Annotated in this window: 22 protein-coding genes; 14 read left to right on the top strand and 8 right to left on the bottom strand. The window is 63.1% G+C overall.

What is annotated here, in order from left to right; translation table 11 throughout:
- Nucleotide 1 precedes the first annotated feature (1 nt).
- The 12 genes from cobU to yacG all read left to right on the top strand — a co-directional run bounded on the left by cobU (nucleotide 2) and on the right by yacG (nucleotide 11,196).
- A complete protein-coding gene (gene cobU / locus ACQ4WS_RS12510) occupies nucleotides 2–568 on the top strand; it encodes a bifunctional adenosylcobinamide kinase/adenosylcobinamide-phosphate guanylyltransferase (protein WP_436476647.1) in 567 nt (188 codons plus the stop codon).
- The gene (cbiB, locus tag ACQ4WS_RS12505) at nucleotides 562–1,515 is read left to right on the top strand and encodes an adenosylcobinamide-phosphate synthase CbiB (protein WP_436476645.1); all 954 of its coding nucleotides are present in this window, start codon (nucleotides 562–564) and stop codon (nucleotides 1,513–1,515) included. Before cobU ends, cbiB begins: the two co-directional genes overlap by 7 nt.
- Nucleotides 1,508–2,494 carry a threonine-phosphate decarboxylase CobD gene (gene cobD, locus ACQ4WS_RS12500; protein WP_436476643.1) on the top strand — a complete coding sequence of 329 codons (987 nt, stop codon included), beginning with the start codon at nucleotides 1,508–1,510 and terminating at the stop codon, nucleotides 2,492–2,494. The genes cbiB and cobD overlap by 8 nt, the downstream gene beginning before the upstream one ends.
- Nucleotides 2,491–3,390 carry a cobalamin-binding protein gene (locus tag ACQ4WS_RS12495; RefSeq protein WP_436476641.1) on the top strand — a complete coding sequence of 300 codons (900 nt, stop codon included), beginning with the start codon at nucleotides 2,491–2,493 and terminating at the stop codon, nucleotides 3,388–3,390. The genes cobD and ACQ4WS_RS12495 overlap by 4 nt, the downstream gene beginning before the upstream one ends.
- Nucleotides 3,387–4,193, top strand: a complete 807-nt coding sequence (locus tag ACQ4WS_RS12490; RefSeq protein WP_436476639.1) for an ABC transporter substrate-binding protein — start codon at nucleotides 3,387–3,389, stop codon at nucleotides 4,191–4,193. The genes ACQ4WS_RS12495 and ACQ4WS_RS12490 overlap by 4 nt, the downstream gene beginning before the upstream one ends.
- Nucleotides 4,190–5,653: a cobyric acid synthase gene (locus ACQ4WS_RS12485; protein ID WP_436476637.1), complete on the top strand. Its 1,464-nt coding sequence runs from the start codon at nucleotides 4,190–4,192 to the stop codon at nucleotides 5,651–5,653. The genes ACQ4WS_RS12490 and ACQ4WS_RS12485 overlap by 4 nt, the downstream gene beginning before the upstream one ends.
- A gap of 114 nt (nucleotides 5,654–5,767) precedes the next feature.
- Nucleotides 5,768–7,240 (top strand): DHA2 family efflux MFS transporter permease subunit, encoded by a 1,473-nt coding sequence (locus ACQ4WS_RS12480; protein WP_436476635.1) that lies wholly within the window; start codon nucleotides 5,768–5,770, stop codon nucleotides 7,238–7,240.
- Nucleotides 7,241–7,313: 73 nt separating this feature from the next.
- Nucleotides 7,314–8,510, top strand: a complete 1,197-nt coding sequence (locus tag ACQ4WS_RS12475; protein WP_436476675.1) for a type II secretion system F family protein — start codon at nucleotides 7,314–7,316, stop codon at nucleotides 8,508–8,510.
- 106 nt (nucleotides 8,511–8,616) lie between these two features.
- Nucleotides 8,617–9,486, top strand: coding sequence for a prepilin peptidase (locus ACQ4WS_RS12470; RefSeq protein ID WP_436476633.1), 870 nt, complete (start codon nucleotides 8,617–8,619; stop codon nucleotides 9,484–9,486).
- Nucleotides 9,487–9,520: 34 nt separating this feature from the next.
- Nucleotides 9,521–10,168 carry a dephospho-CoA kinase gene (gene coaE / locus ACQ4WS_RS12465; protein WP_436476631.1) on the top strand — a complete coding sequence of 216 codons (648 nt, stop codon included), beginning with the start codon at nucleotides 9,521–9,523 and terminating at the stop codon, nucleotides 10,166–10,168.
- A 62-nt stretch (nucleotides 10,169–10,230) separates the two neighbouring features.
- Nucleotides 10,231–10,986, top strand: a complete 756-nt coding sequence (gene zapD / locus ACQ4WS_RS12460; RefSeq protein ID WP_034748811.1) for a cell division protein ZapD — start codon at nucleotides 10,231–10,233, stop codon at nucleotides 10,984–10,986.
- An 18-nt stretch (nucleotides 10,987–11,004) separates the two neighbouring features.
- Complete coding sequence (gene yacG, locus ACQ4WS_RS12455; protein ID WP_034748814.1) at nucleotides 11,005–11,196, top strand: DNA gyrase inhibitor YacG; 192 nt, start codon at nucleotides 11,005–11,007, stop codon at nucleotides 11,194–11,196.
- A 3-nt stretch (nucleotides 11,197–11,199) separates the two neighbouring features.
- Here the strand turns inward: yacG and ACQ4WS_RS12450 are convergent, their stop codons facing one another.
- The 5 genes from ACQ4WS_RS12450 to argJ all read right to left on the bottom strand — a co-directional run bounded on the left by ACQ4WS_RS12450 (nucleotide 11,200) and on the right by argJ (nucleotide 14,468).
- On the bottom strand, nucleotides 11,200–11,616 hold the full coding sequence (locus ACQ4WS_RS12450) for a PIN domain-containing protein (RefSeq protein WP_436476629.1): 417 nt from the start codon (nucleotides 11,614–11,616) through the stop codon (nucleotides 11,200–11,202).
- A 6-nt stretch (nucleotides 11,617–11,622) separates the two neighbouring features.
- Nucleotides 11,623–11,832 carry a FitA-like ribbon-helix-helix domain-containing protein gene (locus tag ACQ4WS_RS12445; RefSeq protein WP_436476627.1) on the bottom strand — a complete coding sequence of 70 codons (210 nt, stop codon included), beginning with the start codon at nucleotides 11,830–11,832 and terminating at the stop codon, nucleotides 11,623–11,625.
- 115 nt (nucleotides 11,833–11,947) lie between these two features.
- Nucleotides 11,948–12,370, bottom strand: a complete 423-nt coding sequence (locus ACQ4WS_RS12440) for an NUDIX domain-containing protein (protein WP_436476625.1) — start codon at nucleotides 12,368–12,370, stop codon at nucleotides 11,948–11,950.
- Nucleotides 12,367–13,233 carry an ATP-binding protein gene (locus ACQ4WS_RS12435; protein WP_436476623.1) on the bottom strand — a complete coding sequence of 289 codons (867 nt, stop codon included), beginning with the start codon at nucleotides 13,231–13,233 and terminating at the stop codon, nucleotides 12,367–12,369. The genes ACQ4WS_RS12440 and ACQ4WS_RS12435 overlap by 4 nt, the downstream gene beginning before the upstream one ends.
- Nucleotides 13,230–14,468, bottom strand: a complete 1,239-nt coding sequence (gene argJ / locus ACQ4WS_RS12430) for a bifunctional glutamate N-acetyltransferase/amino-acid acetyltransferase ArgJ (protein ID WP_436476621.1) — start codon at nucleotides 14,466–14,468, stop codon at nucleotides 13,230–13,232. Before argJ ends, ACQ4WS_RS12435 begins: the two co-directional genes overlap by 4 nt.
- A gap of 231 nt (nucleotides 14,469–14,699) precedes the next feature.
- Here argJ and ACQ4WS_RS12425 point away from each other — a divergent pair, with 231 nt between their 5' ends.
- Entirely contained in the window at nucleotides 14,700–15,947 is a 1,248-nt protein-coding gene (locus ACQ4WS_RS12425; RefSeq protein ID WP_436476619.1) for an alpha/beta hydrolase, read from the top strand.
- Nucleotides 15,948–16,023: 76 nt separating this feature from the next.
- Here the strand turns inward: ACQ4WS_RS12425 and secA are convergent, their stop codons facing one another.
- Entirely contained in the window at nucleotides 16,024–18,792 is a 2,769-nt protein-coding gene (secA, locus tag ACQ4WS_RS12420; protein WP_436476618.1) for a preprotein translocase subunit SecA, read from the bottom strand.
- Between the two features lie 279 nt (nucleotides 18,793–19,071).
- On the opposite strand from secA, the gene ACQ4WS_RS12415 reads away from it, so the two are divergent.
- Nucleotides 19,072–19,584, top strand: a complete 513-nt coding sequence (locus ACQ4WS_RS12415) for a DciA family protein (protein ID WP_436476616.1) — start codon at nucleotides 19,072–19,074, stop codon at nucleotides 19,582–19,584.
- A gap of 125 nt (nucleotides 19,585–19,709) precedes the next feature.
- On the opposite strand, the gene lpxC is transcribed toward ACQ4WS_RS12415, so the two are convergent.
- Nucleotides 19,710–20,645 (bottom strand): UDP-3-O-acyl-N-acetylglucosamine deacetylase, encoded by a 936-nt coding sequence (gene lpxC, locus ACQ4WS_RS12410; protein WP_436476614.1) that lies wholly within the window; start codon nucleotides 20,643–20,645, stop codon nucleotides 19,710–19,712.
- A gap of 61 nt (nucleotides 20,646–20,706) precedes the next feature.
- The gene (locus ACQ4WS_RS12405) at nucleotides 20,707–21,549 is read right to left on the bottom strand and encodes a DMT family transporter (RefSeq protein WP_436476673.1); all 843 of its coding nucleotides are present in this window, start codon (nucleotides 21,547–21,549) and stop codon (nucleotides 20,707–20,709) included.
- Between the last annotated feature and the right edge of the window lie 92 nt (nucleotides 21,550–21,641).

Raw genomic sequence — 21,641 nt, 5'->3', positions numbered from 1 at the left:
CATGACGCGCACCTTGGTTTTCGGCGGCGCCCGTTCCGGCAAGAGCGCCTTTGCGGAAAAGCTGGCCCGCGAGTCAGGCAAGGAAGTCGTCTACATCGCTACTGCGCAGGCGGGCGATGAGGAGATGGCCACGCGCGTCAGGCATCACCGTGCGCAGCGCCCGGCCGAGTGGACAACCCTGGAAGAACCGCTGCGCCTGGGCGACGCCATCCTGCGGGAAGCACGGCCCGGGCGCCTGCTGCTGGTCGACTGCCTGACCCTGTGGCTGACGAATCTGATGTTTTCCACCGGCGAGACATATCCGGACGTGGGCGACATCGCCCTGCCCGAACTGTTCCACAGCGAGCGCGCGCACCTGCTGTACGCGCTGGCCGAAATCGCGGAGTCCGACTGTGACCTCGTGCTGGTATCGAACGAAGTGGGCATGGGCATCGTGCCCTGCGGCGCCATCTCGCGCTGCTTCACCGATGAAGCGGGCCGCCTGAACCAGGCCGTGGCGGCCGTGTGCGACAAGGCTGTATTTGTCGCCGCCGGCCTGCCGTTGTACCTGAAAGGCAACCCATGCTGAGCGGCCTGTCGCTGCCCATGCTGGCCACCTTGATGACGGCCGGCGTGCTGCTCGACATGCTGCTGGGAGAGACGCGCCGCTGGCATCCGCTGGTGGGCTTTGGCCGCCTGGCCAGCGCGCTCGAACGCCTGCTGAACCGGGGCCGCGGACGTTTCCTGCGCGGCGCGCTGGCCTGGTCGCTGGCCGTGCTGCCCATCAGCTATGTCGCCTACTGGCTGTGCGGCTTGGCCGGTGCCGCCCTGCATGTCTTCCTGCTATATCTGTGTCTGGGCCTGCGCAGCCTGCGCGATCACAATCACCCGATCGCCGATGCCCTGGCCATCGATGACCTGGACAACGCGCGCCTGCTGACGGCGCGCATCGTCAGCCGCGACACGGCCAATGCCGACGCGGCCAGCCTGGCCAAGGCCAGCACGGAATCCCTGCTGGAAAACGGCAACGACGCCGTCTTCGGCACCCTGTTCTGGTTTGCCGTGGCGGGCGGCCCCGGCGCCGTGCTATTCCGGCTGGCCAATACCCTCGACGCCATGTGGGGCTACCGCAACGAGCGCTACGACTGGTTCGGTTGCTGCGCCGCGCGCATCGACGACGTCCTGAATTACCTGCCGGCGCGCCTGACGGCGCTGTCTTATGTCTTGCTGGGCAAGAGCATGGCGGACAAGCAGCGCGCCTGGCAGTGCTGGCGCACGCAGGCCCCCAACTGGGGCAGCCCGAATGCGGGGCCCGTGATGGCCAGCGGCGCTGGCGCCCTGGGCCTGGCCCTCGGCGGCGACGCCGTCTACGATGGCGAACTGGAACGCCGTCCGCCGCTGGGCGCCGGCCGTCCCGCCGAAGCGCGCGACATCGACCGCGCCTGGCGCCTGGTGGCTGAAACGGCCGTGCTGTGGCTAATCTGGATGGCGCTGCTGGCGGGCCTGTCCTACCTTCGGGAGACCTATCTTGCTTGAACATGGCGGCAACCTGCGCGACGCCGCGCGTGACTATGGCCGGCCCATCACCGACTGGATCGACCTGTCGACCGGCATCAACCCGCACTGGTATGCAGCGCCAGCGCCTGACGCCAACGCCTGGCACCGGCTGCCGGAAGCCGATCCTGCGCTGGCCGCGGCCGCCTGCGCGTTTTACAGTGCACCGGCCATGCTACCCGTGGCCGGCACGCAGGCCGCCATCCAGGCCCTGCCCCGGCTGCGCGCGCCGTCGCGCGTGGTGGTGGCCGCACCGTCGTATGCGGAACATGCTCACCACTGGAGCCAGCACGGCCACGAATTGCGCCAGGTGCCGTATGCGCAGCTGGCCGATGCCGTCGACCACTGCGACGTGCTGGTCATCTGCAATCCGAACAATCCCACGGGCGAGCGCATCGCCCCGGAACTGCTGCTGGACTGGGCAGGCAAGCTGGCCGCGCGGGGCGGCTGGCTGGTCGTCGATGAAGCGTTTGGCGATACGGAGTCGCATGCCAGCCTCGGTGCGCACTCGGGCCAGCCTGGCCTGATCGTGCTGCGCTCCATCGGCAAATTCTTTGGCCTGGCGGGACTGCGCCTGGGCTTTGTCGCCGCCCATCCCGCGCTGCTGTCCCAACTGGCCGACATGCTGGGCCCATGGACCGTCAGCGGCCCGGCGCAGCATGTAGCGCTGGCCGCATTGACGGACACTCCCTGGCAGGAAGCGATGCGCGAGCGCCTGTGCGGCGACGGTGTTCGACTGCGCCAGTTATTGGCCGCGTACGGCATCGCCAGCAGCGGCACGGCGCTGTTCCAGTGGTGGCCGGAAGCACGCGCCGAAGCGTTCTGGCGCCACATGGCAGAATCAGGCATCTGGGTGCGCCTGTTCCGCCACGCGGCCCACGGCATCCGCCTGGGCTTGCCCCCCGACGAACACGCCTGGCTGCGCCTGCAGCAGGCCCTCACCACATGGAAGTGCACATGAAAACCCTGAAAATATCGCTGCTGCTGGCAGGACTGGTCTCGCTGCAAACACACGCCGCCATCACCGTGCGCGACGACGACGGCAATAGCGTCACCGTGGAAAAGCCGGCGCAGCGCATCCTGGCGCTGGCGCCGCACGTCACGGAGCTGCTGTTCGCGGCCGGTGGCGGCGACAGGATCGCTGGTGTCGTCAGCTATAGCGACTACCCGGAAGCGGCAAAGAAGATCACGCAAGTGGGCGACAACCGCCAGTACGACATGGAACGCATCATCGCCATGAAGCCGGACCTGATCGTCGTGTGGATGCATGGCAGCGCCGAGCGCCAGATCGCCATGCTGCGCCAGCTGAAGGTGCCGATCTATCACAGCGAGCCGCGCAAGCTGGCCGATATCCCCGACAGCATGGAGCGCCTGGGCCAGTTGATGGGCACGGAAAAAGTCGCCAAACCGGCCGCCGCGCAGCTGCGCGCGAAACTGGCCAGCTTGACGGCCCAATACGCGCAACGTCCGCCCGTGCGCGTGTTTTACCAGGTATGGGACAAGCCCTTGTATACCTTGAGCGGCGCGAGCATCATCAGCGACTCCATGCGTGTCTGCGGCGGCCAGAATGTGTTTGCCGCGATGAAGGTGGTGGCGCCCGTCGTCACGCCGGAAGGCGTGCTGCAGGAAGACCCGGAAGTCATCTTCGGCACCAGCGAAAAAAGCGATCCGCGCAGCGAAGGCGGCCTGGCCATGTGGCGCGCCTTTCCCTCGATGACGGCCGTGCGCCGGAACAATCTATTCCGCCTGAATGGCGACCTGCTGAACCGCGCCGGCCCGCGCATGATAGAAGGCACGTCCACCATGTGCGAGCAGCTGGAAGCGGCCCGCCAGCGCCGCAGCAAGGCAGCTCAATGAGCCACTACCAGCGCATCGCCTGCCTGTCGACGGAAGCCGTGGAGACGCTATATGCGCTGGGCGCGCAAGACGTCATCGCGGGCATCTCGGGCTTTACCGTGCGCCCTCCCCGCGCGCGCGCGGAAAAAACCAAGATCAGCGGCTTTTCGTCCGCTGACCTGGCACGCATCCTGGCCGTCCAGCCCGACCTCGTGATCGGCTTTTGCGACATGCAGGCCGATATCTGCCGCGACCTCGTCAAGGCCGGCATCGAAGTGCACCAGTTCAACCAGCGCACGGTGGACGGCATCCTGCGCATGATCGCCGTGCTGGCCGCGCTGGTGCAGCGCGAAGAAGCGGGACGCGCACTGATCGCCAGCCTGCGCGCCGACATCGCCGCCGCCCAGGCCCGCGCCGCGTCCTGGACGCACAAGCCCGTAATTTACTTTGAAGAGTGGAATGATCCTCTGATGAGCGGCATCGGCTGGGCGGCGGAATTGATCGATATCGCCGGCGGCACGGACGCCTTCCCGGAATTATCCGCACATCCGGGCGCCAGGGAACGCATCATCGCCGATCCGCAAGAAGTGGTACGGCGCGCGCCCGACATCATCATCGCCACCTGGTGCGGCAAGAAGTTCCAGCCGGCGCAGCTGACGGCACGCCAGGGCTGGGATGCCATTCCCGCCGTGAAAAACCAGATGCTGTTCGAAATCAAGTCGCCCGACATTCTTTCTCCCGGTCCGGCCGCCATCACGGAAGGCTTGCGCCAGATCAGCGATATCGTCGCGCAGTGGCAAGACCAGCAGGAACAACACGCATGAACATCCCCTTCCCCGCCCTGATGGTGCAGGGCACGACGTCCGACGCGGGCAAGAGCACCGTCGTCGCAGCCCTGTGCCGATTGTTGAAACGGCGCGGCGTGGCGGTGGCGCCGTTCAAGCCGCAAAACATGGCCCTGAATAGCGCGGTGACAAGCGACGGCGGCGAGATCGGCCGCGCGCAAGCCCTGCAGGCGCTGGCCTGCGGCATCGCGCCGCACACGGACATGAATCCGGTGCTGCTGAAGCCTTCGTCGAACACGGGCGCGCAAGTGATCATCCATGGCAAGGTGCGCGCCGAGATGGATGCGCGCGACTACCAGCAATACAAGACCATCGCCATGGGCGCCGTGCTGGAGTCGTACGCGCGACTGCGCCAGCAGTACGACTCCGTCGTCGTCGAAGGCGCGGGCAGCCCCGCCGAAGTCAACCTGCGCGCGCGCGACATCGCCAACATGGGCTTTGCCGAAGCCGTCGACTGTCCCGTGATCCTGGTGGCCGACATCGACCGGGGCGGCGTCTTCGCGCACATCATCGGCACCCTGGCGTGCCTGTCTGACAGCGAACGGGCACGCATCATCGGCTTCGTCATCAACCGCTTCCGCGGCGACATTTCACTGCTCACGCCTGGCATCGAGTGGCTGGAACAGCAGACGGGCAAACCCGTGCTGGCCGTGCTGCCCTACCTGCAAGGCCTGTTCCTCGACGCGGAAGATGCCGTGGTAGCCATGCAGGCCGAACGCGGCGCCTTCAAGGTGGTGGTACCGCAACTGCCGCGCATCAGCAACCACACTGATCTCGACGCGCTGCGCGCCCACCCCGATATCGACCTGCAATTCGTCCAGCAGGGGCAGCCGATTCCAGCGGCCGACCTGGTGATACTGCCCGGCAGCAAGAACACGCGCGGCGACCTGGCCTGGCTGCAGCAGCAAGGCTGGCCCGCCTATCTGGCCAAGCACCTGCGCTATGGCGGCAAGGTGCTCGGCATTTGCGGCGGCTTCCAGATGCTGGGACAAAGCGTGCGCGATCCGCTGGGCGTGGAAGGCGCGGCGGGAGAGTCAAAGGCACTGGGCCTGCTCGACATGGCGACTGAATTGACGGCGGAAAAACGCCTGCGGCAGGTCACCGGCCACTGCGCATTTGCCGGCGCGGCCGATGCGCGCGTGGCAGGCTATGAAATCCATATGGGGGTCTCGCACGGCGCGGCGCTGGCGCAGCCGGCCTTTGTCATCGATGGGCGCGCGGAAGGAGCCGTGTCGGACGACGGCCAAATCCTCGGCAGCTATTTGCACGGCATGTTCGACACGCCCGCCGCGTGTTCGGCGCTGCTGCGCTGGGCCGGTCTGGAATCCGGGCACTCGGTCGATACCGCCGCCCTGCGCGAAGCGAGCCTGGAGCGCATTGCCGATGCGGCGCTGCCATTGATGGAAGCGCTGGACGCATTGGACGGGCTGGGACGCTGATCGACATTTCCCTGTTGCAACAATGGCGCGGTGCGGCGGTGACGCAGCGCGCCTATTTATGTGACAATTGCTGGCATACCACAGGCGCAGCATCCCTTACCAGGCCCCGCATCCATGACCAGTTCCCCGATTAAAAGCTACCTTCCGTGGGTGGTCGCCACCGCCCTGTTCATGGAGCAACTCGACTCCACCATCGTCAACACCGCCATCCCCGCCATGGCCGCCAGCCTCAACGTGACGCCACTGAGCCTGAAGGCCGTCGTCACCAGCTATATCCTGAGCTTGGCCGTGTGCATTCCCATCAGTGGCTGGATGGCCGACCGCTTCGGCACGCGGCGCGTGTTTTCCGCCGCCGTCGCCATCTTTACCATCGCCTCCATCCTGTGCGGCCTGTCCGTGAATGCGCCCATGCTGGTGGCAGCGCGCCTGCTGCAAGGAGTGGGCGCGGCCATGATGATGCCGGTGGGCAGGCTCACCATCATCCGTACCTTTCCCAAGTCGCAATTGCTGGCGGCGATGAACTTCGTCATCATCCCCGCCCTGATCGCCCCCCTGCTGGGGCCCACGGTGGGCGGGCTGATCGTGCACTGGCTGTCGTGGCGCGAGATTTTCTTCGTCAACGTGCCGGTCGGACTCGTGGCCTTATACCTGGCACACCGCTACATGCCCGATTACTACGGTGACAAGCCCCGTCCGCTGGACCTGATCGGCCTGGTGCTGTTCGGCACGGGCATCGCGCTGCTGTCGTGGTTGCTGGAAATTTTCGGCGAACACCGCATCGACGGCACCTCGTTTGCCGTGCTGCTGTTCATCTCCATCAGCCTGCTGGCCGCGTATGCCTGGCATTCGAGCGAAGTGCTGCATCCGCTGCTGCGCCTGACCCTGCTCAAGATCCGCACCTTCCGCGTCTCCGTGGTAGGCGGTTTCGTCACGCGCCTGGGCGTGGGCGGCCTGCCCTTCCTGTTGCCGCTGCTATACCAGCTGGGCCTGGGATTGCCTGCCTGGCAATCGGGCTTGCTGATGATGCCGTCGGCTGCGGCCGCCATGGGCATGAAATTCATTTCCGCGCGCGTGCTGGCCCGCTTCGGCTACCGCCAGGTACTGATCGTCAACACGGTGCTGATCGGCGTCACCATCGCCATGTTTTCGCAGGTGGGCGTGGGCACGCCGCTGTACGTCATCGTCGCCATCAGCCTGTGCATGGGTTTTTTCAATTCGCTGCAGTTTTCCAGCATGAACACCATCGCGTATGCCGATGTCGACAAGAGCGATTCGAGCATGGCCAGCACCATCGCCAGCTCGATGCAGCAACTGTCGATGAGCTTTGGCCTCGCCTTCGGTTCGTTGATCACGGGCTGGTACCTGGGTGACATGCCGCAGTCGGACCGCGCCATGCTCAGCACGGCCCTGCACCACACCTTCCTGACTCTGGCCGCCCTGACGGTGCTGTCCTCGCTGACCTTCTGGACCTTGCGCCGCGACGATGGCGAAAGCATCAGCAAGGGCACGGACAGCGACGAGGACGATGCGGCCGACGTGAAGGCCCAGGCCCTTGTGCAAACGGAAGTGCAAAGCACAAAAGGCTGAGCCACATCAAGCTTGCCGCCAGAGCCACTGGTGCTTTTGCCTGACGCTGCTACCGTGACGGCAGGAGGTGCACATCGTGGCCGAGCGACGCTTTGCGTGGAAAGGCACGGACCGCCATGGCAAGGCGGTCGATGGCGTCTTGCGCGCGGCCGATGCCAGCGCTGCCAAGGCCACATTAAGAAGCCAGGGCATCCTGGCCACCCGGGTGCAGGCTGCGCGCGCCGCGCCCGGCAAGGCCATCACGCGCAACGATATCGCGCTGTTTACGCGCCAGCTGTCGACCATGATGGCGGCCGGCGTGCCGCTGCTGCACGCCTTCGACATAGCCGGCAAGGGCCACGCCAAACCTGCGATCACTGAGCTGATGCGCGACTTGCGCCACGACATCGAAGCGGGCAGCAGCCTGCAGCAGGCATTCCGCCAGTTCCCGTTGCTGTTTGACGAGCTGTATTGCAAGCTGCTGGCGGCGGGCGAACAGGCCGGCATCGTGCAGGACTTGCTGGCACGCCTGGCCACGCACCAGGAAAAGGCCATCGCCCTGCGGCGCAAGGTACGCGGCGCGCTGATGTATCCGCTGGCCATCGTGCTCGTCGCCATCGTCGTCACGGCCATCATCATGAGCGTGGTCGTGCCCGCCTTTCACCAGGTTTTCGACAGCTTTGGCGCACCCTTGCCGCTGCCCACCCTGTTCGTCATGGGCTTGTCCGCCTTTCTTGTCCGCTACTGGCTGGCTCTGCTGGCGGCGCTCGTGCTGGCTTGCCTGCTGCTGCTCCTGGCCTGGCGGCGCTATCCCGCCTGGCGGCGCAACACGCAACTGCGGGCATTGCGCCTGCCCGTGTTCGGCCCCCTCTTGCGCAAGGCGGCGATTGCCCGCTGGACGCGCACCCTGGCCGCCATGTTCGCCGCCGGCGTGCCGCTGCTCGACTCGCTCAGTCTGGTGGGCGCCGCCTCCGGCCACGCGCTGTACCAGGAAGCGACGACACGCATCGAACGCGAGATCCGCGCCGGCGGCAGCCTGGCCCTGGCCATGGAGCACAGCGGGGTATTTCCCCCGCTGCTGACGCAACTGGCCCTGATCGGCGAGGAATCGGGCGCACTCGACGCCATGCTGTCGCGCGCGGCCGATATCATCGAGGCCGATATCGACGCCACCGTGGCCACCCTTTCCACGCTGCTGGAACCGGCGCTGATGGTGGTGCTGGGCGTGCTCGTCGGCTCCCTCGTGATCGCCTTGTATTTACCAATTTTCAAGCTGGGCGCAGTGATTTGACTGCGTACCCTGCGCAAAAGATCCCCATGTGCGGGCAGATGTTTTACACTGCGGCAGTGCCAGGCAATGTTTGCGCGGCAACATCATTACTTCAGACAAATCCACCATGCTGCAAGATACCCTGCTGTTCGCCGCGCCCGGCAACCTGTCCGTCGCCCTCGTCGCCGCCCTGTTCGGCCTGATCGTCGGCAGCTTCCTGAATGTGGTGATCCACCGCGTGCCGAAAATGATGCAGCGCGAGTCCGATAATTACGTGGCGGAAGAAAGCGGCTTGCCCTTGCCGCACACGGATCGCTACAACCTGATGCTGCCGCACTCGAACTGCACCGCTTGCGGCCACCGCATTACGGCCATGGAAAACATCCCCGTCCTCAGCTACCTGCTACTGCGCGGCAAGTGCAGCGCCTGCAATGCACCGATCTCCGTGCGCTATCCGCTGGTGGAACTGCTGACGGGCGCGCTGTCGGCCCTCCTGATCTGGCACTTCGGCAGCGGCTGGACGGGCCTGGCCACCCTCGTGTTTGCCTGGCTGCTGATCGCCATGACCTTCATCGACGCCGATACGCAAATGCTGCCGGACGATCTCACCTTTCCCCTGCTGTGGGCGGGATTGCTGGTCAATATCAACGGCACCTTCGTGCCGCTGCAGGACGCCGTCATCGGCGCGGCCGCCGGCTACCTGGCTTTGTGGACCGTGTACTGGGCCTTCAAGCTGGCGACAGGCAAGGAGGGAATGGGCTATGGTGACTTCAAATTACTGGCTGCGCTCGGTGCGTGGCTGGGCTGGAGCATGCTGCCGACGATCATATTATTGTCATCGCTGGTCGGCGCCGTGGTCGGCATCGGCCTGATCGTGTTTGCCAAGCGGGGGCGCGACAAACCGATTCCGTTCGGTCCTTACCTGGCGGCGGCGGGCCTGATCGCGCTGCTGTACGGTACGCCCCTGTCGCGCCTCACGCTGGGCCTGACCGGCTGACCGGTGCAGTACCGCACACCTAATGGATAAACACATGCAACAACAAAACGCCCCTTATTTCAGCGTGGGCCTCACCGGCGGCATCGGTTGCGGCAAGAGCACCGTGGCCGACCTGTTCGCCGCGCGCGGTGCCAGCATCGTCGATACCGACCAGATCGCGCACAGCCTGACGGCGCAAAATGGGGCGGCCATGCCAGCCCTGGTGGCGGAATTTGGCCCCGACTACGCCGATGCGCGCGGCGCCCTCGACCGCAGCAAAATGCGCAACCTCGTATTCTCCGACGCCGCCGCCAAGGCGAAACTGGAAGCCATCCTGCACCCGCGCATCCGCCAGGCCACACTGGCGGCGGCCGCCGAAGCGACGGGCAGCTATGTGGTCTTCGCCGTGCCCCTGCTCGTCGAGTCCGGCGGATGGGTGGAGCGTGTCAACCGCGTGCTGGTCATCGATTGCCTGGAAAGCTTGCAAGTGTCGCGCGTGATGGCGCGCAATGGCTTGTCGGAAGAACAAGTCAAAGCCATCATGGCCACGCAGGCTACGCGGGCCATGCGCCTGGCGGCGGCGGACGATGTGATCGACAATAACGGCGATTTGGCCGCCCTGGCGCCGCAGATTGCCCAGTTGCACGATTTATATCTGGCATTTTCAAAAAGAATGGCCGGAATCGGGCCGCAACGTTTGTAATTTGTCGACGCTTGGTTCAAAATCACGGGATTGTTTGCAGGTCCTTACTTAAGGGAATTATTTTGATTGTCTACGAATACCCTTTCAACGAACGCATACGTACCTTGTTGCGGCTGGAAGACCTGTACGACAAATTCAAGTTCTTCATCCAGCAAGAGCATGCAATGCAGCACCATGTTGCCTTGGCAACTATTTTCGATATGCTCGAAGTGGCTGGCCGTGCCGACCTGAAGTCCGACCTGCTGCAGGAACTCGAGCGCCAGCGTCAGAGCCTGCTGGGCTACCGCAGCAATCCGAATGTGGAACCGGAAACCCTCGATGCCATCCTTGGCGAACTCGACAGTGTCAGCGGCGCCCTGGTGGCGGCGCAAGGCAAGACGGGGCAGAATATCCGCGACAATGAATGGCTGATGAGCATCCGCGGCCGCACCATCATCCCCGGCGGCGCCTGCGAATTTGACTTGCCGTCGTACTTTGCCTGGCAAAAACGCAGCTCCGAGCAGCGCCTGACCGACATCCACGCCTGGTTCGCCCCGCTGGCGCCTCTGTTCGATGCGCTGGCCTTGGTATTGCGCCTGCTGCGCGATTCTGGCGGACCCGTTAAACTGATCGCCAATGGCGGCAGCTACCAGCAAATGCTGCAAGGCAAGGTGTATCAGATGCTGCGCCTGAGCCTGGATGAAAACAGCGGCGCCATCCCGGAAATTTCCGCCAACAAATATATGCTGTGGGTACGCTTCACCACCCAGGGCGGCGACTTGAAACCCAAGCCGCTGGAGGAAGATGTCCCGTTCGAGCTCACGCTCTGTAATTTTTAACTGTTACTTATTTGCCCCATCATGACCGTCGTTAATTGCCCTACCTGTGCCGCCAAAGTCGAATGGACTGAAGCCAACAAATTCCGCCCCTTCTGCTCGGAACGCTGCAAGCAGATCGACCTGGGTGCCTGGGCCGAAGAAAAATACACGATTCCCGCTGCCGATCCGTTCGAAGATCCGCTGGCAGACGAAGACAACAAACCGCAATAATCCTCAGGAAAACGGATTTTCCAGGCGCAGCCCCTGCGCCACGAAACTGTCGAGCCTGCCGCTGACCACCGTCAAGCCATACGCGATGCCCATTGCCGCGATCTGTCCATCCACGCCGTGCGCGTGGCCGCGAGCATGCAGGCGCGCCCACACGAGCGCGCAATCGAGGTCGAATTCCAGCAGCCGCGGCGCATACTCTGCCTGCACGGCATCCAGCCAGCCTTCCAGCGCCAGTGCTTCCAGCGCCGCTTCGCGCCGCCAGCTGCGCTGTATGCCTGCGCGCAATTGCGCGATCACCTGCACCGGCACATAGCGCATTTCCGGTGCCACCCGTTCGAAAAAATCGAGCACGCCTGCCGGCGCAACGCCGCCCTTGCGCGCTGCAACGATCACATCCGTGTCGACCAGATAGGCGGGCATGGCACGTCAGGAGCGGCGCTCGAAATCCGTGGCCAGCCCCACGTCGGGCATGCCGCGCAGAATATCCTCGAGCGGGCGCTTCGGCAGCGGACGCAAGGCGCTGCGCAAAATGTCGCGGTGCTCGTCTTCGATGCTGCGTCCATGCGCGCGGGCACGCTTGTGCAGCGCGGCGATCAGCAATTCATCGGTATCGGTAAAGGTCAGTGTCAGCGGCATGCGAAACTCCCCAGTGCTTGATGCAAGCACTCTAGCGCAAAGCGCCGACTATACAAGGAAAGTAACAGGAAGGCTTGCGCCAGCGCGCAGCATGCTGCTGCCTGCTGGCACCAGATCAGGCAGGCGCCAGGGATTCCCGGCGCACTTCGTCGAGCCATTCCAGCAGGGGAATGGTGGCAGGCAGCAAGGGTTCCACGCCGACCGTGCCCTGCCAGGCGAACGCCTGCCCTTCCAGGCTTTGCGGCTCGCCACGCCATTCGCGGCTGATATAGAAATGCAGGCGCACATGCGCGTGCGGATACACATATTCGACACCGCACCAGGCCTCGGCGCTGTCGATATACAGCCCCAGTTCCTCGACAAACTCGCGTTTCAAGGCATCAAAAATGGCTTCGCCCGGTTCAACTTTTCCGCCAGGAAATTCCCAATAGCCGTCATACGGCTTGCCGGCCGGGCGCTGGCCCAGCAGTACGTCACCATTCGGCTTCATCAGGATGCCGACGGCCACGTCCACGGGTATGACTTTCACTTCGCTCATTGCGGCAGCTTTCCCGCGTAGTCGCGCGCAAACTGCCACGCCACCCGGCCCGAACGGGAACCGCGCTGCAAGGCCCAGCGCAGGGCGTCGCCGCGCGCCTGCGCGATCTGTTGCGGCGTGCAGCCGAACGAGGCGAGCCAGTGCGCCGCGATATCGAGGTAATCGTCCTGCTTGAACGGGTAGAACGACAGCCACAGGCCGAAGCGCTCGGACAGCGAGATTTTCTCTTCCACCGTCTCGCCCGGATGCAAATCGCCATCGTCGTCCGTCTTGTAGCTGCTGTTGTCGGACATGCGTTCCGGCATCAGGTGACGCCGGTTCGACGTGGCATAGATCAGCACATTGTCCGATTGCGTGGCGATGCTGCCATCGAGCGCCACTTTCAGCGCCTTGTAGCCGCTCTCGCCCTCTTCGAACGACAGGTCGTCGCAAAAGATGATGAAGCGCTCGGGGCGCGCCGCCACCAGGTCGACGATGTCGGGCAAGTCGGCCAGGTCGGCCTTGTCGACTTCGATCAGGCGCAGGCCCTGGTCGGAAAACTGGTTCAGGCAAGCCTTGATCAGCGACGACTTGCCCGTGCCGCGCGCGCCCGTCAGCAGCACGTTGTTGGCTGGACGGCCATTCACGAACTGGCGCGTGTTCTGTTCAATTTGCGCTTTTTGCGTGCCGATATTGTGCAAGTCGTCCAACGCGATGTTCGACACGTGGGCCACCGCCTGCAAATAGGCGAGCGCGCCCGGGCGCCGGCGCCAGCGAAAGGCAAAGCTGCTCCAGTCCGGCGCGGGTGTCGGCTGCGGCAGGATCGCTTCCACGCGCGCCAGCAAGCTTTCCGCGCGCAGCAGGAATTGATCGAGGCCGGTCATGAACGGTAGTCGGCGTTGATCGACACGTAGTCATGCGACAGGTCGCACGTCCACAGGGTGGCCGTGGCATCGCCGCGCGCCAGCTTGACGCGGATGGTGATTTCGCTTTGCTGCATCACGCGCTGGCCATCCTGCTCCTGGTAGTCCGGGTTGCGGCCGCCATTCTTGGCCACCCACACGTCGTCCAGGTACAGGTTCAGCTGGCCCACGTCCAGGTCGTCCACGCCCGCATAGCCGATGGCGGCCAGGATGCGGCCCAGGTTCGGGTCGGAGGCGAAGAAGGCCGTTTTCACCAGCGGCGAATGGGCGATGGAATAGGCGATCTTGCGGCATTCGTCCACGTTGCGGCCGTCTTCCACGGTCACGGTCATGAACTTGGTCGCGCCTTCGCCGTCGCGCACGATGGCTTGCGCCAAAAAGGTCGACAGTTCGGTGACGGCAGCAGCCAGTTCCGCATAGTGCGGTGTATCGGTCGAATCGATGACCAGGCTGCCGGCACCCGTCGCCACCAGCATGAACGAGTCATTGGTGGAGGTGTCGCCGTCGATAGTGATGCAGTTGAACGATTTATCGGCTGCCTGCTTCACCAGCTGGTCCAGCACGGGCTGGGCCACGGTGGCGTCGAACGCGAGGAAACCCAGCATGGTGGCCATGTTCGGCTTGATCATGCCGGCGCCCTTGCTGATGCCCGTCAGGGTGACCGCGTGGCCACCGATGGTGACGCTGCGCGAACCGGCTTTCGGCTGCGTGTCGGTGGTCATGATGGCTTCGGCGGCCGAGAACCAGTTATCCGATGTCAATGCCGATACGGCTTGCGGCAAGCCGGCGACCAGGCGCTGCACAGGCAGCGGTTCGAGGATCACGCCGGTGGAAAACGGCAGGATTTGCTGCGGCGTGCAGCCCAGCAGCTCGGCCAGCGCGGCGCAGCTGGCCTGCGCGTCGGCCAGGCCCGATTCGCCCGTGCCCGCATTCGCGTTGCCCGTGTTGACCAGCAGCGCGCGGATAGGCGCGGCGCCGGCCGTCACGGCCGCCAGGTTGGCTTTCGCAATTTGCACGGGCGCGGCGCAGAAGCGGTTCAAGGTGAACACGCCAGCCACGGTGGCCGTCGGCGCCAGTTTCAATACCAGCAAATCCTTGCGGTTGGGTTTCTTGATGCCGGCTTCGGCAACACCGATTTCAATGCCGGCGACGGCTTTCAGGTCGGCGGCGACGGGCTTGGGAGAATTGACGGCCATGGTGATTTCTTCTGCGAGGGAAAAGGGAAGCGCTATTGTAGCGCCTTCGCGGCCCCGTTGAACATGCGGCGTGCATCCGGGAACGATACGCCTGCCATCAGCCAGCGCGCCATGCGCTTGCGATTTGTCATGGCAGGCCAGGCCGGCGCAGCTAAAGTAAAAAGACACGGCATCCCCGCCCGTCCTGCCCGCGACCGGGCAAGGTACTACCCGCAAGAGGAGACTGCCATCATGAACCGAAAAAAGTGTCTGAGCCTCGCATGCATGGCTTTGCTGTGCAACATGCTCACGGCCTGCACCATCATCGAGGGACAAGGAAACATAGGCAGTGCCGACCTTGCCTCGCAAGCACCGCCATCCGTCGCGCCCATACCGCTGCCAGTACTGGCAGCGCCACCGCCGCCGGAAGCAAAAGCGCCGCACAAGCTCGTCCTCTCCGGCTCGAGCCCGGGCATAAGGGGCAGCACGGCACCGTTGCCGCAGGCCCCCGCCGGCGCGATGCTGGTCAAGGTGTATTACGCTACCGACAGACAATTCCAGCCGGGTAAGAAAAACTATGGCTGGCAACCGAACCGTACGGCGCCGCATCTGAGCTACGGTAGCGTGCTGGTCAGCGTTCCTGACAAGCGCGCCTATGGCGAGACGCCACGGCCACCATGGTGGTATTTTAATTTCAGCAACAGAGCTGAAAAATACATGCTCATCCAGGAAACGCAGCGCTGGTCGCGTGCCAGCTTCCTCGCCGCCGTCAAGGAGCGCATGCGCGCCGTGCCCGGCCGCCAAGCCGCCTTCATCTATATCCACGGCTATTCCAACTCTTTTGCCGACGCCGCCCTGCGCACGGCGCAGATGGCCGTCGACCTCGATATCGGCGCCATGCCGGTGTTCTACAGCTGGCCCTCGAAGGGGAAACTGGCCAGCTATATGTTCGACGACAATGCCGCGCAATGGACACAAACCCATCTGCAAGATTTTCTGGCCGATTTCGCCCAGCATTCCAGCGCCACCGATATTTACCTGATCGCGCACAGCATGGGCAACCGCCCGGCAACCATGGCGCTGGCCAACTTGCTGGAACAGCGCCCGGATCTGCTGCCACGCTTCAAACAGGTCGTGCTGGCCGCACCCGACATTAACGCCGACGTGTTCCGTGAGCAGATCGCGCCGCGCCTTGCCAGGCTCAGCCTGCCGGTAACCCTGTATGCGTCGAAAAACGACAAGGCGATCCGCAGCGCCTACCGCTTTTCCAGCTGGGACCGGATCGGCGACATACGCGGCCCCGTCGTCGGCGTGCCCGGCATGGACTTTGTCGATGCCTCGAACGTGACCATGAACTTCATCGGCCATGACTACGTTGCCAGCAACCGAGTCTTGCTGACCGACATCGCCACCATGATCAAGACGGGTGGCCGGGCCAAGGACCGCGGCGGCTTGCGCGGCCGCCCAGCGCCTTCGCCACGGCATTGGGAATTTCCCTGACCCCGCCGGCGACACGGGCGCACCATAAAAAACGGAGACCGCAGTCTCCGTTCTTGTTCAAGCCATGAAGCCAGCTTTAGGCCAGCTTGCCGTGGCAAGCCTTGTACTTCTTGCCGCTGCCGCAAGGGCATGGGTCGTTGCGGCCCACTTTGACGCCCATGCTCACGCTCATGTCGTCGACGCTGTCCATGTTGCCGCCGGCCACAGGTGCCAGCAGTTCTTCCGGCGCCGCATTCGGGTCGAATTCAGCGTGCTGGTAATGCACGTTTTCCACGTGCGACTGCTGCATCGCCTGTTCAGCTGCGTCGACTTCTTCGCGCGACTGGATGCGTACCGTCATCACGTGCTTGGTGACGTCGTTCTTGATCATGTCGAGCATCTGGCCAAACAGTTCAAACGCTTCGCGCTTGTATTCCTGTTTCGGGTTCTTCTGCGCATAGCCGCGCAGGTGTATACCCTGGCGCAGGTGATCGAGCGCCGCCAGGTGTTCGCGCCAGTGGCTGTCCACGCTTTGCAGCATGACATTGCGCTCGAAGCCGCCAAACGATTCCTTGCCAACGATATCGATCTTCGACTGGTACACGGCATCGGCCGCGACCAGCACTTTTTCCAGGATCTCTTCGTCCGTCAGGGTCGCATCGGCTTCCAGCATCTGCTGCAGCGGCAAGTCGAGCTGCCATTCGCTGGACAGGGTGTTTTCCAGGCCCTTGATATCCCACTGCTCTTCCACCGATTCATGCGGCACGTACTCGTGCACCAGGTCGGTGAACACGCCATGGCGCAGCGAGCCGATCATGTCAGAAATATCGGTCGTTTCCAGCAACTCGTTACGCTGCTGGTAGATGACTTTACGCTGGTCATTGGCGACGTCATCGTATTCCAGCAATTGCTTGCGGATGTCGAAGTTGCGCGCTTCGACTTTGCGCTGGGCCGATTCGATCGAACGCGAGACGATGCCCGCCTCGATCGGTTCGCCTTCCGGCATTTTCAAACGGTCCATCACGGCGCGCACGCGGTCGCCGGCGAAGATGCGCAGCAACGCGTCGTCGAGCGACAGGTAGAAGCGCGACGAACCCGGATCGCCCTGGCGACCAGCACGGCCACGCAGCTGATTGTCCACACGACGCGATTCGTGGCGTTCTGTGCCGATGATGTGCAAACCGCCCGCATTGACCACGTGGTCATGCAGCGATTGCCATTCATCGCGCAGCTTCTGCGACTGGGCGGCCTTGTCGGCGTCGCTCAGTTCAGCATTGGCTTCGATGAACTTGATCTGGTTCTCGACGTTGCCGCCCAACACGATGTCCGTACCGCGACCGGCCATGTTGGTGGCAATGGTGATGGCTTTCGGACGGCCTGCCTGGGCGATGATTTCCGCTTCGCGGGCATGCTGCTTCGCGTTCAGCACGTTGTGCGGCAAACTGGCCTTGTTCAGGATGCCCGACAGCAGTTCCGAGTTTTCGATCGAGGTCGTACCCACCAGCACGGGCTGGCCGCGCTCGTAGCAATCGCGGATGTCGTTCAACATCGCGTTGTATTTTTCCGCCGACGATTTGTAGACCTGATCCTGGCGATCCTTGCGCTGCAACGGACGGTTTTGCGGGATCACGACCGTTTCCAGGCCGTAGATTTCCTGGAATTCGTACGCTTCGGTATCGGCCGTACCCGTCATGCCGGCCAGCTTGGCGTACATGCGGAAGTAGTTCTGGAAGGTGATCGAAGCCAGGGTCTGGTTCTCGTTCTGGATCTTGACGCCTTCTTTCGCTTCGACGGCCTGGTGCAAGCCATCGGACCAGCGGCGGCCCGTCATCAGACGGCCCGTAAATTCATCGACGATGACGACTTCACTGTTCTGCACCACGTAGTGCTGATCCTTGAAGTACAGCGCGTGCGCGCGCAGCGCCGCATACAGGTGATGCACGAGGGTGATGTTGGCCGAATCGTACAGCGAAGCGCCTTCCGGCAGCAGGCCCATTTCCATCAGAATGCGCTCGGCCTTTTCGTGGCCCGCTTCCGTCAGCAGCACCTGGTGCGCCTTTTCATCCTTGGTATAGTCGCCCGGCACGTCAACCTTGCCCTTGCCGTCCGGCGTTTCTTCGCCGATCTGCAAGGTCAGCAATGCAGGCACTTCATTGATCTTGTAATACAGGTCCGTATGGTTCTCGGCCTGGCCCGAAATGATCAGAGGCGTACGCGCTTCATCGATCAGGATCGAGTCGACTTCATCGACGATGCCGAAGTTCAGGCTGCGCTGCACGCGCTCACGCGCTTCGTAGACCATGTTGTCGCGCAAGAAATCGAAACCGAATTCATTGTTGGTACCATACGTGATGTCGGAGTTATACGCCTGCTGCTTGGCGCTATGCTCCATCTGCGACATGTTCACGCCCGTCGACAGGCCCAGCCAGGCGTACAGGCGGCCCATGGTCTCGGCATCGCGCTGCGCCAGGTAATCATTGACGGTGACGATATGCACGCCCTTGCCCGACAAGGCATTCAGGTAGGCTGGCAAGGTGGCCATCAGGGTCTTGCCCTCGCCCGTGCCCATCTCCGCGATCTTGCCAAAATGCAAGACCATGCCGCCGATCATTTGCACATCGAAGTGGCGCATGCGCAGGACGCGCTTGCTGGCCTCACGGCAGACGGCAAAGGCTTCCGGCAACAAGGCATCGAGTGATTCGCCAGCGGCGATGCGTTCCTTGAAGGCAGGCGTCTTCGCTTGCAGCTCGGCATCCGACAGCTTTTCGATGGCCGGCTCGAGCGCATTGATCTCGCGTACCGTTTTTTGGTATTGCTTGAGCAGCCGCTGGTTGCGGCTACCGAAAATCTGGGTCAGTAATGACATGCTTGAATTCTTGAAAAAACGCCGTTAAAAAAAGCTCGGTAGGTGACAACGAGATAACAATCGCGTGACCGCACGGAGTTCGACTATGGCAAAAGACGATGATTTTATCATGCGTTCCCGCCAAGGTTGGGCTAATGCACCATATAACAATAGCTTAATGACAAACAAATGGCAGAAATTGCGGACATTTCCCATACTGTAAGGCAATACGGCCCGCACGCCTGCACGGCACCCGCCGCCGCACTCGTCATGCACGGGCGAGTGTGCTATGTTTCGGCCATGCGAACTCCCTCTTACTCTCCGGCACCGCGCCGCGGCTACGGCTTTGCCCGTTCAGGCCCGGCCGTCACGGGCGCGACCGATTTTCTGCGCGGCAACGCCACGATGGCCTCCCTGATGCCCACCGTCACGCGCCTGGCCGCCCTGCAAAAAGATTGCGCCAAGGCCTTGCCGGCGATGTTCGAGCATTGCGACATCCTGCAATTCGAGGGTGGCCAACTGGTGCTGGCCACGCCGAACGCGGCGCTGGCGGCCAAGCTCAAGCAGCAATTGCCGAAGTTGCAAGGGGAACTGGAAAGAAAGGGTTGGCAGATTTCAGGCATCAAGCTGAAAGTGCAAGTCATCAAGAGCATCGCGCCCATCGTGCATACGCGGGCGCTGGTCTTGCCGGAAAAAGCCATGTCGGCCCTGGAAGAGCTGAGCACGGCCCTGCCCGCGTCGAAGCAGAACGAGCAACTGATCGCGGCGCTGCGCAACATGGTCCGCCACCACCGCGAACCTGGGAACACCTGAGAAAAAGTCCATGGCGGCGTTGCATTGCCTGGCCGTACTATTCGTACTGCCTGCGGCAATGCGCCTTGCCCTGAACATTTTTCAGGCGTTCCCGTTAAAGAGCCACATAAAAACAGCAGAAATCGTCAAGTCAAAGACCACTCGCGTTCCATTTGACGAAGATACGACTGCGGTGCCGCCTCGTTGGTGGCGAACGACACGATTTCATACGCTTCCGGCTGCTCCAGCAGCGCCAGCAGCAACTGGTTGTTCAGCGCGTGGCCGGACTTGTGCGCCGTGTAGTACGCCAGCAAGGGGTGGCCCACCAGATACAGGTCGCCGATGGCGTCGAGGATCTTGTGGCGCACGAATTCGTCTTCATAGCGCAAACCATCGGCGTTCAGGATGCGGTACTCGTCCATGACGATGGCGTTTTCCAGCGAACCGCCACGGGCCAGGCCCATGCCGCGCAAGCTTTCCACGTCCTGCATGAAACCAAACGTGCGCGCGCGCGCCACATCGTGCACATATGACACGTCGCCGAAGTCGACCGAGGCGCGCTGCATCGTGCCATCGACGGCCGGATGGTTGAATTCGATGAAGAAATCGAGCTTGAAGCCATCGTACGGCGACAATCGCGCCCATTTCTCGGCGTCACCCTTGCCGTGACGCACTTCCACCGGCTTGATGACCTTGATGAATTTCTTCGCCGCCTGCTGCTCTTCCACGCCAGCCTGCTGCAGCAGATAGACGAAGGACGAGGCGGAACCGTCCATGATGGGAATTTCTTCCGCATTCACATCGATAACCATATTATCGATGCCCAGGCCAGCCGCCGCCGACATCAGGTGTTCCACGGTGGACACCCTGGCGCCGTCCTTGATCAGCACGGAAGCCATGCGCGTATCTCCCACGGCCATGGCGCTGGCGGGGAATTCCACGATGGGATCGAGGTCGATGCGGCGAAACACGATGCCCGTATCGATCGCGGCAGGACGCAAGATCAGCTCCACCTTGGTGCCAGAGTGCAAACCGACACCGATGGTGCGGACCTGTTGTTTGATAGTGCGTTGTTTTAACATTTCACGATTATATCCAGTTGCGGCCCGGCATGCCTGCCGCCGAAAAAAGCACCATTCGGCATCATGGATGCTCGCTCTCGGCGTGCACAGCCTCCCTGCGCACGAGGTAAATGCCGCTGCCGATGATGATGGCCGCGCCAATCAAGGTGTATTCGTCGGGCAAGGCACGCCACAGCATCCAGTCCAGGGCCATGCCCCAGGCCAGGGCCGAGTATTCGAACGGCGCCACGCTGGATGCCTTGCCAAAACGAAATGCCTCCGTGATGGCCAGCTGCCCCAGGAAGCCACTCAGTGACAAGCCCGCCAGCAGCCACCAGTCTTCGCGGCGGATACTCACCCACTCGTGCGCCGACAGGGCCACGCCGCCAAAAGCCATCATCACCATCAGCCAGAAGACCATGCTTTCGCTGGCGTCCGTGCGGCTCAGGATGCGCCCCGTGACGGCGGAAATGGCGTAACAGGCAGCCGAGCCCAGCACGGCCAGTCCGGCCAGCGAAAAGAATCCCGAACCGTCGGGGCGCAGCGCCACCAGCACGCCCAGCAGACCCACGGCGACGGCGCACCAGCGCGCGAAGTCGACTTTCTCCTTGAGGATAAAAACCGACAGGACCGTGATCAGCAAGGGCGCGACGAAGAACAGCGCATACGTCTCGGCCAGCGACATGCGCTTCAAGCCGTAGGCGAACAAGGTGATCATCAGCACACCCAGGGCGCCGCGCAGCAAGTGCAACGGCCAGCGCACCTTCAGCACGTTCCTGAAGGCGCCACGGTACAGCAGGTACAGACAGACGAGCGGCAAGGATGACAGGGCGCGCAAGGCCGTCACCTGCATGGGCGGATAATGGGCGGACAACAGCTTCATGGCCGTGTCCATCAGGGAAAACATGGCGACGGCGACCAGCATCACATAGATGCTGCGCAGGTTTTGATTGCGGGGTAGCAGGACAGACTCCTGGCGAAAGAGCGGGACCGTCATCATGGCGACGGCCGGAGCCA

The sequence above is a fragment of the Janthinobacterium leeuwenhoeki genome, assembly GCF_051380795.1.
In the GTDB taxonomy this organism is placed as follows: domain Bacteria; phylum Pseudomonadota; class Gammaproteobacteria; order Burkholderiales; family Burkholderiaceae_D; genus Janthinobacterium.
The sequence above is the reverse complement of the archived record's forward strand: the minus strand, read 5'-3'. Positions and strand labels throughout refer to the sequence as shown.

Coding starts and splice junctions, on each gene's coding strand:
- ACQ4WS_RS12470 (WP_436476633.1), top strand. CDS start 8,617: ATGCTGCAAGATACCCTGCTGTTCGCCGCGCCCGGCAACCTGTCCGTC.
- ACQ4WS_RS12440 (WP_436476625.1), bottom strand. CDS start 12,370: ATGAGCGAAGTGAAAGTCATACCCGTGGACGTGGCCGTCGGCATCCTG.
- ACQ4WS_RS12490 (WP_436476639.1), top strand. CDS start 3,387: ATGAGCCACTACCAGCGCATCGCCTGCCTGTCGACGGAAGCCGTGGAG.
- lpxC (WP_436476614.1), bottom strand. CDS start 20,645: ATGTTAAAACAACGCACTATCAAACAACAGGTCCGCACCATCGGTGTC.
- ACQ4WS_RS12495 (WP_436476641.1), top strand. CDS start 2,491: ATGAAAACCCTGAAAATATCGCTGCTGCTGGCAGGACTGGTCTCGCTG.
- coaE (WP_436476631.1), top strand. CDS start 9,521: ATGCAACAACAAAACGCCCCTTATTTCAGCGTGGGCCTCACCGGCGGC.
- ACQ4WS_RS12405 (WP_436476673.1), bottom strand. CDS start 21,549: ATGCTGGTCGCCGTCGCCATGTTTTCCCTGATGGACACGGCCATGAAG.
- ACQ4WS_RS12480 (WP_436476635.1), top strand. CDS start 5,768: ATGACCAGTTCCCCGATTAAAAGCTACCTTCCGTGGGTGGTCGCCACC.
- secA (WP_436476618.1), bottom strand. CDS start 18,792: ATGTCATTACTGACCCAGATTTTCGGTAGCCGCAACCAGCGGCTGCTC.
- ACQ4WS_RS12435 (WP_436476623.1), bottom strand. CDS start 13,233: ATGACCGGCCTCGATCAATTCCTGCTGCGCGCGGAAAGCTTGCTGGCG.
- ACQ4WS_RS12415 (WP_436476616.1), top strand. CDS start 19,072: ATGCGAACTCCCTCTTACTCTCCGGCACCGCGCCGCGGCTACGGCTTT.
- cobU (WP_436476647.1), top strand. CDS start 2: ATGACGCGCACCTTGGTTTTCGGCGGCGCCCGTTCCGGCAAGAGCGCC.
- ACQ4WS_RS12485 (WP_436476637.1), top strand. CDS start 4,190: ATGAACATCCCCTTCCCCGCCCTGATGGTGCAGGGCACGACGTCCGAC.
- ACQ4WS_RS12425 (WP_436476619.1), top strand. CDS start 14,700: ATGAACCGAAAAAAGTGTCTGAGCCTCGCATGCATGGCTTTGCTGTGC.
- cbiB (WP_436476645.1), top strand. CDS start 562: ATGCTGAGCGGCCTGTCGCTGCCCATGCTGGCCACCTTGATGACGGCC.
- ACQ4WS_RS12445 (WP_436476627.1), bottom strand. CDS start 11,832: ATGCCGCTGACACTGACCTTTACCGATACCGATGAATTGCTGATCGCC.
- argJ (WP_436476621.1), bottom strand. CDS start 14,468: ATGGCCGTCAATTCTCCCAAGCCCGTCGCCGCCGACCTGAAAGCCGTC.
- ACQ4WS_RS12450 (WP_436476629.1), bottom strand. CDS start 11,616: ATGCCCGCCTATCTGGTCGACACGGATGTGATCGTTGCAGCGCGCAAG.